The 12,904-nt window shown below is 71.0% G+C and carries 10 protein-coding genes; 6 read left to right on the forward strand and 4 right to left on the reverse strand.

The window, feature by feature from the left end; genetic code table 11:
* Nucleotides 1-17 precede the first annotated feature (17 nt).
* A complete protein-coding gene (locus ACIP6U_RS20055) occupies nucleotides 18-995 on the forward strand; it encodes a LuxR C-terminal-related transcriptional regulator (protein WP_401719346.1) in 978 nt (325 codons plus the stop codon).
* On the opposite strand, the gene ACIP6U_RS20060 is transcribed toward ACIP6U_RS20055, so the two are convergent.
* Nucleotides 958-1,995 (reverse strand): LuxR C-terminal-related transcriptional regulator, encoded by a 1,038-nt coding sequence (locus ACIP6U_RS20060; RefSeq protein WP_401719348.1) that lies wholly within the window; start codon nucleotides 1,993-1,995, stop codon nucleotides 958-960. The two genes, ACIP6U_RS20055 and ACIP6U_RS20060, sit on opposite strands and share 38 nt — an antisense overlap.
* A gap of 300 nt (nucleotides 1,996-2,295) precedes the next feature.
* Between ACIP6U_RS20060 and ACIP6U_RS20065 the strand changes: the two genes are divergently transcribed.
* From ACIP6U_RS20065 to ACIP6U_RS20075, 3 genes are read left to right on the forward strand one after another with little or no spacing between them, the layout of a single operon-like run.
* The gene (locus tag ACIP6U_RS20065) at nucleotides 2,296-3,840 is read left to right on the forward strand and encodes a circularly permuted type 2 ATP-grasp protein (protein WP_401719351.1); all 1,545 of its coding nucleotides are present in this window, start codon (nucleotides 2,296-2,298) and stop codon (nucleotides 3,838-3,840) included.
* On the forward strand, nucleotides 3,837-4,769 hold the full coding sequence (locus ACIP6U_RS20070) for an alpha-E domain-containing protein (protein WP_401719354.1): 933 nt from the start codon (nucleotides 3,837-3,839) through the stop codon (nucleotides 4,767-4,769). The genes ACIP6U_RS20065 and ACIP6U_RS20070 overlap by 4 nt, the downstream gene beginning before the upstream one ends.
* A gap of 1 nt (nucleotide 4,770) precedes the next feature.
* The gene (locus ACIP6U_RS20075) at nucleotides 4,771-5,613 is read left to right on the forward strand and encodes a transglutaminase N-terminal domain-containing protein (protein WP_401719357.1); all 843 of its coding nucleotides are present in this window, start codon (nucleotides 4,771-4,773) and stop codon (nucleotides 5,611-5,613) included.
* A gap of 105 nt (nucleotides 5,614-5,718) precedes the next feature.
* Here the strand turns inward: ACIP6U_RS20075 and ACIP6U_RS20080 are convergent, their stop codons facing one another.
* Nucleotides 5,719-6,834 (reverse strand): sugar ABC transporter substrate-binding protein, encoded by a 1,116-nt coding sequence (locus tag ACIP6U_RS20080; RefSeq protein WP_401719358.1) that lies wholly within the window; start codon nucleotides 6,832-6,834, stop codon nucleotides 5,719-5,721.
* 295 nt (nucleotides 6,835-7,129) lie between these two features.
* Between ACIP6U_RS20080 and ACIP6U_RS20085 the strand changes: the two genes are divergently transcribed.
* Nucleotides 7,130-9,166 carry a PA14 domain-containing protein gene (locus ACIP6U_RS20085; protein ID WP_401719361.1) on the forward strand — a complete coding sequence of 679 codons (2,037 nt, stop codon included), beginning with the start codon at nucleotides 7,130-7,132 and terminating at the stop codon, nucleotides 9,164-9,166.
* A 5-nt stretch (nucleotides 9,167-9,171) separates the two neighbouring features.
* Complete coding sequence (locus ACIP6U_RS20090; RefSeq protein WP_401719364.1) at nucleotides 9,172-11,139, forward strand: PA14 domain-containing protein; 1,968 nt, start codon at nucleotides 9,172-9,174, stop codon at nucleotides 11,137-11,139.
* A gap of 84 nt (nucleotides 11,140-11,223) precedes the next feature.
* Here ACIP6U_RS20090 and ACIP6U_RS20095 read toward each other — a convergent pair whose 3' ends face one another.
* Nucleotides 11,224-11,685, reverse strand: a complete 462-nt coding sequence (locus tag ACIP6U_RS20095) for a heat shock protein transcriptional repressor HspR (protein WP_401719367.1) — start codon at nucleotides 11,683-11,685, stop codon at nucleotides 11,224-11,226.
* Between the two features lie 5 nt (nucleotides 11,686-11,690).
* On the reverse strand, nucleotides 11,691-12,884 hold the full coding sequence (dnaJ, locus tag ACIP6U_RS20100) for a molecular chaperone DnaJ (protein ID WP_401719370.1): 1,194 nt from the start codon (nucleotides 12,882-12,884) through the stop codon (nucleotides 11,691-11,693).
* Between the last annotated feature and the right edge of the window lie 20 nt (nucleotides 12,885-12,904).

Below are 12,904 nucleotides of genomic sequence, written 5' to 3' on the forward strand. Positions count from 1 at the left end.
GAAGAAGAAGGTCACACGTGACGACACAGCCACACCGGCACGGTCCGGAGGAACTGTGCGAGGAGGGCCTGGAGCTGTACGGCCGAGCGCTGCGTGCCGGGCACGTCAGCGGCGCGGACGTCCGGGCGGCCCCCTGTCTCGTCGACTTCGGCCTGCTGAGCCCGGCCGCCACGGACCCCGACCGCCTGGAGCCCGTCGCCCCGGCCCTCGCCCTGCACCGGCGGCTGAGCGCCTCGGCGGACCGCATCGCCGACGAGCGGCGGCGCGAGCAGCGGCTGGCCGAGACGTTCGAGCCGCTCATGCGCCTCGACGGACAGCGCACGGCCCCCGCCGACCCGCCGGCCATCGGCCTCATCGGCGGACTCGACCGGATCAACGAGGCCATCGCCGCCGCCATGGCCGACGCCTCCCGCGAACTCCTGGCCATCCAGCCCTACGACGGCCGCAACCCCGCCTCCCGCCTGGCCAGGAGCCTGGGCCGGGACCAGGCCCTGCTCGACCGCGGCGGCCGTATCCGCACCCTCTACCAGCACACCCAGCGCCACTCGCCGCCCGTGACGGCCCGCTACGAGCAGCTGGCCGGCGACGCGGAGGCGCGGACCCTCGACCAGGTCACCGAGCGCCTCGTCGTGATCGACCGCACGGTGGCCTTCATCCCGGCCAACGCTGACCGCACGCTCGCCCTCGAGGTGCGCCACCCGGTCCTGATCGAGTACTTCGCCATCACCTTCGACCGCCTGTGGCACATGGCCGCCCCGATGTACCCCGAAACGGTCCGGCCGGCCCCGCTCAACGGCATCACCCCCCGCCAGCACGCCATAGCCGCCCTCCTCGTCGAGGGCCACACGGACGCCGTCATCGCGGAGCGCCTCGGGCTGAACGTCCGTACCGCGCGCGTGCACATCGCCAAGCTCGCGGCGACGCTGGGCAGCGAGAGCCGGGCGCAGCTGGGCTATCTCATCGGGCGGTCGGGGATTCTTGACCGGGAAGGGTGAGCGGGCCGACGTCGGCCGGCTGACGCGGGTTGTCGAGCCCCACCTGTGCTATCCGCACGCCGAGCTGGGCCCTGCTGGCCGCCCCGAGCGTCTCGGAGAGGCGCGCGATGTGGGCCCGGCAGGTGCGGACGCTTATGCCGAGCCGTTCGGCGATGACGGCGTCCTGGTGACCCTCCGCCAGCAGCGCCGCGATGGACTGCTCGCGGTGCGAGATGCCCTCGATGCCGGTGTCGGGCAGGGCCGCGGTGAGCGGGATCGCGAGGCGCCACAGGCGGTCGAAGACCGTGCCCAGGTAGCCGACCAGCGCCGGGTGCCGTAGCTCGAGGGCGAGGGTGCGGTCGGCGTTGGCGGGGATGAAGGCGACCGTGCGGTCGAAGAGGATGAGGCGGTCGATCACCTCGTCCAGGGTCCGCGCCTCCACCGTGTCGCCCATCAGCTCCAGGTAGTTGAGCAGACCCTGGCCGTGCCGGGCGACGTGCGTGTACAAGTCGCGCATGCGCACGCCCCGGCCGCGCAGGGCGAGCGCCCGGTGCAGTCCCTCGGTCAGCTCGTGCTCGGGCCGGATGCCGCCGGGCTGGACCGTCAGGACCTCGGTGGTGCACGCCTCGGTCGCCTCGTCCATCGCGGCCTGGATCCGGGAGAGACCGTCCAGGACGCGGATCGCGGCCCCCTCGCCGGCGCCCGTGGGCACCGTCGGTCCGAGACCGGCGTACCACTCGAAGGCGGCGACCGCCGAGCCCACCCGGCGCTGGCTGCCGCTGACCTCGTCGTAGACCCCGCGCAGCAGCCGGGTCATGACCTCCTGCGGGGAGGTCGGGACCAGCCAGTCCATGTCGTCGGGGTCCGGGTGCAGCAGGGCGAGTTCCAGCAGGCACGGCACCGACTCCGCGTCCGGGCGCGGCACGCGACCCCGTCGTACGGCCCGGGAGTACACGCGATCCCCGGCCTCGCACAAGCGGTCGGCACCGTGCGGATGCTCCGCCGTCCCGTGCCCGGCCATCGCCCAACCCCCGAGTTCCGCCGTCCATCGCAGCGCAACTATGCGCGGCCCGCACGGGCTCCGCAACACGGCTCAAACGGTCGAGGCACAGGAAAAACGCCGGTATGCCCGGGTATTTACGGGCCTCCTTCCGTCGAGTTGCAACAAGCTGATGGCCCTTTGCAGGAACCTGGGGGTGTGCGGAACGCCTGCTTCCGCCGGGGGACGGGCGCCGTGCGCGCCCCCGGGACCGCGCCGGGCGTGCGCTCCCGGAAATGCCGGAGTGATCGTTGTGTTACGTACCGCCCTTAACGTCCCCTCATGGCGGACATATTTGACGCGTACGCGTTGGCCGACGCGTGGGACGAGATGTTCGAGCGGCCTGGCGAGGTCAGGACCGCCTACGAGCCGGTACTGGCGGCACTTCAACCGATCGAGCCGAGCGAACTGCGCTTCCGCGCCGACCAGATGGCCCGGGCGTTCACCGACCGGGGCGTGACCTACGCCTTCGCGGGCGAGGAGCGGCCCTGGCCGCTGGACCTGGTGCCGCGGATCCTCGACGCCCTCGAATGGGATCTCATACAACGCGGGGTGAGCCAACGGGTCAGAGCCCTGGAGGCCTACCTCGCCGACGCCTACGGGCCCTGCCGGGCCTTCGAGGACGGCGTGGTGCCCTGGCGCCTGCTGCTGCACTCCCCGCACTTCCACCGCGCCGCGCACGGCGTCGAGCCACCGGGCGGGGTCCGCATCCATGTCGCCGGCATCGACCTCGTCCGGGACGAGGAGGGCGACTTCCGGGTCCTGGAGGACAACGTGCGGGTGCCCAGCGGGGTCTCGTACGTCATCGAGAACCGCCGGGCGATGACCCGGGTCTTCCCGTCCCTCTTCGCCGAGCAGCACGTCGTGCCCGTCGACGGGTACGCCCAGCGGCTGCTCGCCGCCCTGCGCGCCGCCGCCCCCGAAGGGGTGGTGGATCCGCGGGTCGTGGTGCTCACCCCGGGCCCCAGCAACGCCGCCTACTTCGAACACGCCCTGCTCGCCCGGCTGATGGGCGTGCAGCTGGTCGAGGGGCACGACCTGGCCTGCCGCGGCAACCGCGTGTGGATGCGCACCACCCGCGGCGAGGTGCCCGTGCACGTCGTATACCGGCGCCTGGACGACGACTTCCTCGACCCGCTGCACTTCCGCCCCGAGTCGGTGATCGGCTGCCCCGGCATCATGGGCGCGGCCATGGCGGGCAACGTCACACTCGCGAACGCGGTGGGCAACGGGATCGCCGACGACAAGCTGCTCTACACCTACGTCCCGGACCTGATCCGCTACTACCTCTCCGAGGAACCGGTTCTCCCCAACGTCGAGTCCTACCGGCCGGACGAACCAGGGCAGTTGGCGGCGGTCCTCGACCAGATCGACCAGCTGGTGATCAAGCCGGTCGACGGCGCCGGCGGACAGGGCATCGTCATCGGACCGAAGGCCGACGCGGACACCCTCGAACGCACGCGCAAAGCCGTCGCCGCCGACCCGCGCGGCTTCATCGCGCAGCGGCCCGTCGCCCTGTCCACCTCCCCCACCCTCGCCGGCGAGCGGATGGCGCCGCGCCACATCGACCTGCGCCCGTTCGCCGTGAACGACGGCAACGACGTGTGGGTGCTGCCCGGCGGCCTGACCCGGGTCGCGCTCCAGGAGGGCAACCTGATCGTCAACTCCAGTCAGGGCGGCGGCTCCAAGGACACCTGGGTGCTCGCGGAGGGCTCGGCCGAACCGCCGGCGCCCGCCGCCGAGGGCACGCTCCCGGCCATCGCGCCACGTCAGCACGGACCCGACGGCAACCCCACCGTCGTACCGGAAGGGGCGCAGCAGCAGTGAACGACGTGATCCTGTCCCGGATAGCCGAGGCCCTGACCTGGACCGGCCGATACGTCGAGCGGGCGGACGCCACCGGCCGCATCCTCGACGCGTATCTGCACCGCATGCTGGAGGACCCCTGGCGCGACGAGGACGTGGCCTGCCGGTCGCTGTACGCGATCCTCGGCGTGGACGCGGGCGGTCAACGCGTCGACATGCAGCAGGTGTTGGACCAGCTCGCCTTCGACGCCCGGTCGACCGGTTCCATCGAGGGCGCGCTCGGCGCGGCCCGGCTCAATGCCAGGAGCGCCCGGGAAGCCGTCTCCTCGGAGATGTGGGAGTGCCTCAACTCCACCTGGCACGCCCTGGCCGACCAACGCCTCGCGGCCCGCCGTACGGGCCCCTACGCCTATCTGGAGCTGGTCCGCCGCCGCGCGGCCCTGTTCTTCGGACTCGCCGACTCCACCATGAGCCGGGACGACAGCTGGCGGTTCGTCGTCCTCGGCCGGAGCCTGGAGAGGGTCGACATGACCGTACGGCTGCTGGCGGTACGGGTGTTGGACGCGGCGCACGCGCCGGACTGGCCGACGCTGCTGAGCGCGTCGGGCGCGGACGAGGCGTACGCGCGCGTGTACGGCGGTTTCGGCGACACCCCGCGGGTGGCCGAATTCCTGCTCCTGGACCGGGACTTCCCGCGCTCGGCGCTGCACGCGCTGACCACGGCGGAGGAGTGCCTCAGCGCGCTCGGCCGCCCGCGCCAGGACCCCGCGCGCCGCCCGATCGGCCGGCTGCGCACCCGCCTCGAATACCTCGACACGAACGCGCTGGAGGACCAGCTCCCGATCCTCCTGCGCGACCTCCAGCAGTCCTGCATGGCGTCCGCCGACGCGGTGGCGGAGCGCTTCTTCCCGTACCAGGGGCCCGTCGAGTGGGCCCAGGAAGGAGCCTGAGATGGCTCGCCGCCTCCGCATCCGGCACGTCACGCGCGTCGCGTACGCCCAGCCGGCCGCGTCCTCGCACAACGAGGTCCGCATGACCCCGCTGACGCTGCCGGGCCAGACCACCCTGGACGCCCGGGTCACCGTCAGCCCGGCCGCGGCCACCTGGTCGTACTGGGACTACTGGGGCACCCAGGTCACCGGCTTCGACCTGATGGACCCGCACGCGGACCTCACGATCACCGCGTCCAGCCTGGTGGAGACCTCCCCGCAGGGCCCGCTCCCCGACGCACCCACCTGGCCGGAACTGTCCGAACACATCTCCGGTTCCCGCCTGTTGGAGTACGCGGGCGCGACAGGCCGTACGACGATCCCGGCGCCGCTGCTCGACAGGGCGAAGGAGGCGGCGGCCGGCCTCGACCCGCACGCGACGGCCCTCGCGGTCTCGTCCCTCGTCGCCGACCAGGTCTCCTACCTCCCCGGCGCGACGAGCGTGAACACCTCCCCCGCCGAGGCCTGGGAACAGGGCGCCGGCGTCTGCCAGGACATCACCCACCTCACCCTCGCGATGCTCCGGGGCGTCGGCCTCCCGGCCCGCTACGTCTCCGGCTACCTCCATCCGGAACCCGACGCCGAACTCCACCGCCCCGTCGCCGGCCAGAGCCACGCCTGGATCGAGTACTGGGCCGGCGACTGGTCCGGCTACGACCCCACCAACCGCACCCGCCCCGACGAGTCCCACGTGGTCGTGGCGCGAGGCCGCGACTACGACGACGTCACCCCGCACAAGGGCATCTACCGGGGCGTGGCGGGCGGCCCGCCGGACGTGTTGGTGGAGTTCACGCGGGTGGCGTGAGAGGGAGCTCCTGCGGGCGGGCGCGCGAGGGCGGGACGGCACACCGCTCGCCGCCCCGCCCCGCCACGCCTGCTTGAGGACCTGTCAGAAGGCCTGCCCGACGGCCTACTTGAGGCCGATCGCCTCGCAGTCCGCGCTGTACTTCGACGTGCAGATGTCGGAGGTCTTGTAGATGCCGTCCGCGATGACCGTCGACTTGATGTTCTTCTTCGTCAGGGCGGTCACCGTGACGAGCTGGGCCGGGATCTCCTTGTCGGTGGGGCTGTCGACGCTGTCCTGGGTGAGGGCGTCGAACTGGATGTCGTGGCCCTGCACCTTGGCCACGGCCATCTGCGCGGCGGCCTCGGCCTCCTGCGGGTAGGACTTGTAGACGCTCATGTACTGCTCGCCGGCCACGATCCGCTGCACGGCGGCGAGTTCGGCGTCCTGACCGGTGATCGGCGGCGGGTTGGTCACGCCGGCCGCGTCGAGCGCCTTGACGATGCCGCCCGCCATACCGTCGTTGGCGGAGTAGATCGCGGCGATGTTGCCCTTGCCGATCTCCTGGATCGCGGCGGCCATGTTGGCCTGCGCGTTCTCCGGCTTCCAGTCCTTGGTGTCGTAGGACTTGGAGATCGTCACCTTGCCGTTGAGCTCGGACAGCGCGCCCGCCTTGAACTGCTTGGCGTTCGGGTCCGTGGGCGAACCGTTCATCATGACGATCTTGTCGGCGGTGCTGACCTCCGACCCCAACGCGTCCAGCAGGGAACGGCCCTGGACCTCGCCGACCAGCTCGTTGTCGAAGGAGATGTACGCGTCGATGGGACCCTCGGCGAGCCGGTCGTAGGCGATGACCGGGATGCCGGCGTCCTTGGCCTTCTTCACCTCACCGGCGATCGCGTGCGAGTCGACCGCGTCCAGCAGGATGATGTCGACCTTCTTCTCGATCATCTGCTGCATCTGCGTGGCCTGCTTGTCCGCGTCCTGGTCGGCGTTGGCGTAGTCGACCTTGCCCTGCTTGTTCGTGAGGCTGGCGACCTTCTCCTTGATGATCGGGTAGTCGAAGTCCTCGTAACGGGTGTTGGCCGTCTCCGGCAGGAGCAGGCCGATCGTCACGTCGTTGCCCTTGGTCGGGCTGGCCGAGCTGCCGTCCGACGACGCGTTCAGCACACCGCAGGCGGCCAGCGAGAAGGTCATGGACGACGCTGCAACGGCGATGGCTATTCGACGCGTGGGACGCATTGGGGAGCTCACTTCTGGTGCCTTCCGAACACGGCCGCAGCTGTGCGACCCAGGTGACTGAAAAGCCAACGCGTGCGCGACCCCGGCCGTCAAGCGGAACCACTTAACGAGTGCGCAACACCACTCTCTGTTGTGCATGTGAAGCACTCGTGCAACCACCTCCCGACGTACTCCGCAAGCCCTCCATCCGGAACTCCACAAACAGCGGGCAAAGATCCGTACAACCAAGCCGATTCCTCGCGAGTCGTGATCACGAAGGCCCAAACCTCCGTTCCGCTTTCGCCCAGAGGACCGAATGAACCCAGCCAGACGCACGACCGCCGCCGCCGCGGCTGCCGTCGCGCTGACCGCGGCGGCCACAGCGCTCACCGTGTCCGCCGCCCCCGCCTCCGCCGCCACGACCTGTGCCTCGCCGGTCTACAAACGGCAGTTGTTCGCGAACACCACCTTCAAGGGCACCCCCAAGAAAACCGCCTGCGACAGCGCGATCGACGAGAGCTGGACCGGCGCCCCCGCCGCCGGCCTCCCGAAGGACAACTTCGGCGTGCGCTGGAGCGTGACCCGGGACTTCGGTTCGGGCGGCCCCTTCGCGCTCACCGCCACCGCGACCGACGGCATCCGCGTCTACCTGGACGACAGCCGCAAGATCAACCTGTGGTCCAACACCACGGGTTCGCGCACCAAGACCGTCAACGTGACGATCCCCAAGGGCAGGCACACCCTGCGGATCGACTACGTGAACTGGACCGGCGCCGCGAAGGTCAAGGTCGGCTACACGCCCCGCACTTCGGCGACCGTCGACAAGGTGAAGCCGCTGGCCCCGACGGGCTTCTGGGCGGACTACATGCCCGACGGGGAGTCGGCGTACACCGAACTCGCCTGGTCCGCCAACAAGGAGATGGACCTCGCCGGCTACCGCGTCTACCGCCGGCCCAAGGGTTCCAGCACCTGGACCCTGGTGGTGACGACCGCGGCCGCCAAGCGCACGGCCGGTGACTCCCCGCCGCCCACCGGACAGTCGTACTACTACGAGGCCCGCGCCTACGACAGGGCGGGCAACGAGTCGACCGGCACCGCCGACCAGCCGATCACCACGCTGGACCGGACCGCCCCCGCCGCTCCCGTGCTCACCGCCACCGCCGTGGAAGCCTCCAACAACCTCTCCTGGACGGCCTCCGCCGAAGCCGTGCTCTACCGGGTCTACCGCAAGGACGACGAGGACGACGAGGACGCGTACACCCGGATCGCCGAGACGACCGGCACCGGCTACGCCGACACCGGCGCGAGCTACGGCCACGCCTACGACTACAAGGTCACGGCGCTGGACGCGGCGAAGAACGGGCGGGACTCCAACGTCGTCCGCTCCACCCGGTCCATCCTCCCGCCGCAGAACGTGACGGCGACCGTGCCGAGTTACGGCGCGGTGTTCACCTGGACCGAGGCGCCGGGCGGTGACACCGCCGACTACGAGGTCTACCGCTCGACCACGTCCCCGGTGGCGACCACCTACGCGAACCTCACCGACTGCCGCAGCCGCAAGGTCACCACGGACGCGGCCGGCAACAAGGTCCGCACCTGTGTCGACTACGACGGCGACCAGGGCGCCACGTACCACTACGTGATGACCCGGAGGAACACCGCGGGCCGCTGGTCCACCGGCTCCGCCGACATGACCGTCACCCGCCCCGGCGACGAGAAGGCGCCACCGCCCGTGACCGGCCTGACCGCCGAACCCCTTGAGTACGGCGTCAGGTTGGACTGGGCGGACAGTCCGGCGACCGACCTGGCCCACTACGAGGTCTACGAGTACCGGTCGTGCTGCACGCCGGACTTCCTCGGCGAAGTACCCGCCGGCACCTCGGAGTTCGTCGTCGGCCCGGAGGTCGCGGACGGTGAGGAGAAGACCTACGTCGTCGTCCCGGCCGACATCTACGGCAACTACGCCGAATTCACCGGCGCCTACTGGGACAGCCCCGTCGCCTCGGTCACCGTCACCGAGCAGGACCTGCGGCCGACGACCGTCCCCGAGGACACCGCGCCGTGCTCCGTGACCGCGTACACGACCCGCGGCGACGCGGGCGGCATGTACATCGACTGCGCGGACTCGGTCGCGACGGAGGCCGCCGGCATCAACGTGTACCGCTGGGACCGTACGAGCGGCGCCTACGTCCGCGTGACCGACGTACCGCTGGCGCCCACCGCCACCAGCTACGTCGACAGGACCCTGCCCCGCGGCACGACCGTCCACTACCTGCTCTCGGTCGTCGCCCCCGACGGCTCGGAGACCTTCAGCAACGTGGACGCGGCCGTGTCCCTGCCGAGCGGGGAGTGACCCGGGTGAAGACCACCCTCCAGGCGACGGCCGTGGTGCTGACCACCACGGCCGGTCTCCTCACCACCGTGGCCGCGCCCTCCGCATCGGCCGCCACCAGCTGCAACTCCCCTGTTCTGAAGCGGCAGTTCTTCGCGAACACCACCTTCAAGGGCACCCCGAAGAAGACCGACTGCGACAGCGCGGTCGACGAGAGCTGGAGCGGCGCCCCCGCCTCCGGCCTCCCGAAGGACAACTTCGGCGTGCGCTGGAGCGTGACCCGGGACTTCGGTTCCGGCGGGCCCTTCGCCCTCGTCGCCTCGGGGCTCGACGGGATACGGGTGTACGTCGACGGCGTCCGCAAGGTCGACCTGTGGAAGAACACGTCCAAGGCCGTAGGCAAGACCGTCAACGTGACCGTCCCCAAGGGCAAGCACACCCTGCGGATCGACTACGTGAACTGGACCGGCGCCGCCAAGGTCAAGTTCACGTACACGCCCCGCACTTCGGCCACCGTCGACAAGGTCAAGCCGCTCACGCCGAAGGACCCGCTGGTGTCGTACGACACCGCGAGCAACAAGGCGAAGCTGAGCTGGGGCAAGAACGTCGAGATGGATCTCGCGGGCTACCGGGTCTACCGGCGGCTGCGGGACAGCACCAGCTGGACGCGCCTGACCGGCACGACCGGCACCTCGTACACGGACACCCCGCCCGCGACCGGCGCGACCTACTACTACGAGGTGCGCGCGTACGACAAGGCGGGCAACGAATCGGCGGGCACCGCCGACCAGTCGGTCACCAGCATCACGCTGACCGCGCCGTTCGGCCTGGCCTCCTCGGTCACGGACACCGCCGCCGACCTGTCCTGGCGGACGGTGCCCGGCGCGGTCAAGTACCGGGTGGTGCGCACCAATCCGGGCGGCGCCGACAAGGTCACCGACGTCAACTCGAACCACCTCAGCGACGACACGCTCGACCGGGTCACCACGTACTCCTACAAGGTCGCCGCGGTGGACGGCTCCGGTCATCTCTCCCCGTACACCGACACCGTGAACGCGCACCGGCCGCCCGCCGCGCCGCGCGACCTCACGGCGACGGCGGACATCGGCGCCGCGCTGCTGTCCTGGACGGTGAAGCCGGAGGACGCGCGCGTCCTCACCTTCCACGTGTACCGCTCGACGACCCTGCCGGTGAACACGTCCGGCACACCGGTGACGTGCACCACGACGTACAGCGAACGCGCCGACGGGTCACGGCGGTACAGCTGCGGCGACTACGCGGCGGAGGAAGACACCACGTACCACTACGCGGTGACGACGGAGGACCAGGCGCACGCCGTCTCCCTCCCCTCCGCGACGGTCACCGTCACCCCGCTCGCCTCGGACAAGGCGCCGGCCCCGGTGACCGGACTGACCGCGACGGCCACGGAGTACGGCATCGAGCTGGACTGGGCCGACAACACCGAGCCCGACCTGGCCCGGTACGCGGTCTACCGGGGCACGGTCCTCGGCGAGGAGGGCGAGGACCAGGTCTGCTCCATGTCGGAGTGGGCATGGCTGTCCCCGTCCACCTCGCGCTACACGGACGTGACCCTGCCCGACGGCGACCACCGCTGCTACTTCGTGGCCGCGGTCGACACCGCGGGCAACTCCACCAGATGGTCGTCGGGTCCCGTGTACGCCGTCACCGTCGACGAGTTGGACCTGACCCCGTCGGTGGCGACCCCGGAGGACTCACCGGTCAGCCTGACGGCGGCCGCGTCCGACTCGGGCGTCGACCTGGAGTGGAACACGGTCGACTCGGCGACGGGCTACCAGGTCTACCGCTGGAACCCGGCCACCGAGGCGTACGACAAGCTCGCGACCACCACGGACCGCTCCTACGCCGACACCACCGCCGCCCGCGGCACCACCCACCACTACTGGGTGAGCGCGCTGTACGCCGACGGCACGGAGTCGGCACCCGGGGCGGACTGGGCGATCCTGGAGCCGTAGCCGCGATCTGAGCACGTGCCCGAGCAGGACCGGCATGCGAGAGGGGCCCGGAGAAATCTCCGGGCCCCTCCTGCCAGATGGTGACTACTCGGGCTGCCGCTTCGGCCGCCACACCACCAACGCGCTGGTCTGCTGCACCTCCTGGTACGGCACCAGGTCGCGCCGGTACGAGGCGTGCACCGCGGCCTCGCGCTGCTGCATCGCCGCCGCCGCGCCCTCGACCGCCGACTGGAGCTCGGCGACGCGCTGCTGGAGCGCGATGACCTGGTTCTCCAGCTCGATGATGCGCTTGATGCCGGCCAGGTTGATGCCCTCGTTCTGCGACAACTGCTGGACGGTGCGCAGCAGTTCGATGTCGCGGGCCGAGTAGCGGCGACCGCGCCCGGCCGTGCGGTCCGGGGAGACCAGGCCGAGGCGGTCGTACTGGCGCAGCGTCTGCGGGTGCAGGCCGGAGAGCTGGGCCGCCACCGAGATGACGTAGACCGGGGTTTCCTCGGTCAGTTCATATGGCCCCCGGAAATTGTCACTGCGTCGACGGCCGTCCATCACTCTCAAGCTCCCTTCGCGGCCTGGAACAGCTCCGCCCGCGGGTCCTCGCCCGCGGTCGCCTCTCGGTACGCCTCCAGTGCGTCACGAGCCTTCCCCGTCACGTCCTTCGGAACACTCACCTCGACGGTGACCAGCAGGTCCCCGCGGGTGCCGTCCTTGCGGACCGCGCCCTTGCCGCGGGCGCGCATGGTGCGGCCGTTGGGCGTGCCGGGCGGCAGTTTCAGGGTGACCGGCGGTCCGCCCAGGGTGGGGACCCTGACCTCGCCGCCGAGTGCCGCCTCGGAGAACGTCACCGGCACGGTCACCGTGAGGTTGTCGTCCCTGCGGCCGAAGACCGGGTGGGCGTCGACGTGCACGGTGACGTACAGGTCGCCCGCCGGACCGCCGCGCTCGCCCGGTGCGCCCTTGCCGCGCAGCCGGATCCGCTGGCTGTCCGCCACCCCGGCGGGGATGCGGACCTGCATGGTCCTGGAGGACTTGGCCCGGCCGCTGCCCTTGCAGACCTCGCAGGGGGTCTCGGCGATCAGGCCGCGGCCCTTGCAGTCGGGGCAGGGGTCGGTGAGCGAGAAGCCGCCGCCCGAACCCCGGGCCACCTGGCCGGTGCCGACGCAGGTCGGGCACACCCGGGGGTTGCCGTTCGCGTCGCCGGTGCCCGAACAGGCCTTGCAGGGGGACTGCGAGGACATCCGCAGCGGGACCGTCGCCCCCTCGATCGCCTCGGTGAAGCTGAGGCTGACCTCGGTGTCGATGTCCTGGCCGCGCCGCGGCTGGGTACGGGTCGTGCCCGCGCCGCCGCGGTTGAACAGGCCCCCGAAGACGTCGCCGAGGCCGCCGCCGAAGCCGCCGGCGCCTTGGCCGCCACCGCCGCCGCCCTGGGCGCCGCCTCCGAAGAGGTCACCCAGGTCGAAGTTGAAGTTGCCGCCGCCCGCGCCGCCCGGCCCCGGGCGGTAGCCGCCGTTGCCGAAGAGGGCGCGGGCCTCGTCGTACTCCTTGCGCTTCTTGGGGTCGCCGAGGACGTCGTTCGCCTCGGAGATCTCCTTGAAGCGCTCCTCCGCCTTGGCGTTGCCCTTGTTGGCGTCCGGGTGGAACTCGCGGGCGAGCTTCCGGTACGCCTTCTTGATCTCGGCCTCGGTGGCGTCCTTGGGGACGCCGAGGACCTTGTAGTAGTCCTTCTCGATGAAGTCCTTGGTGCTCATCCTCGACGTCCCTCCTTTCG

Origin of the sequence: Streptomyces sp. NPDC088794 (assembly GCF_044750545.1) — a bacterium.
Taxonomy (GTDB): Bacteria; Actinomycetota; Actinomycetes; order Streptomycetales; family Streptomycetaceae; genus Streptomyces.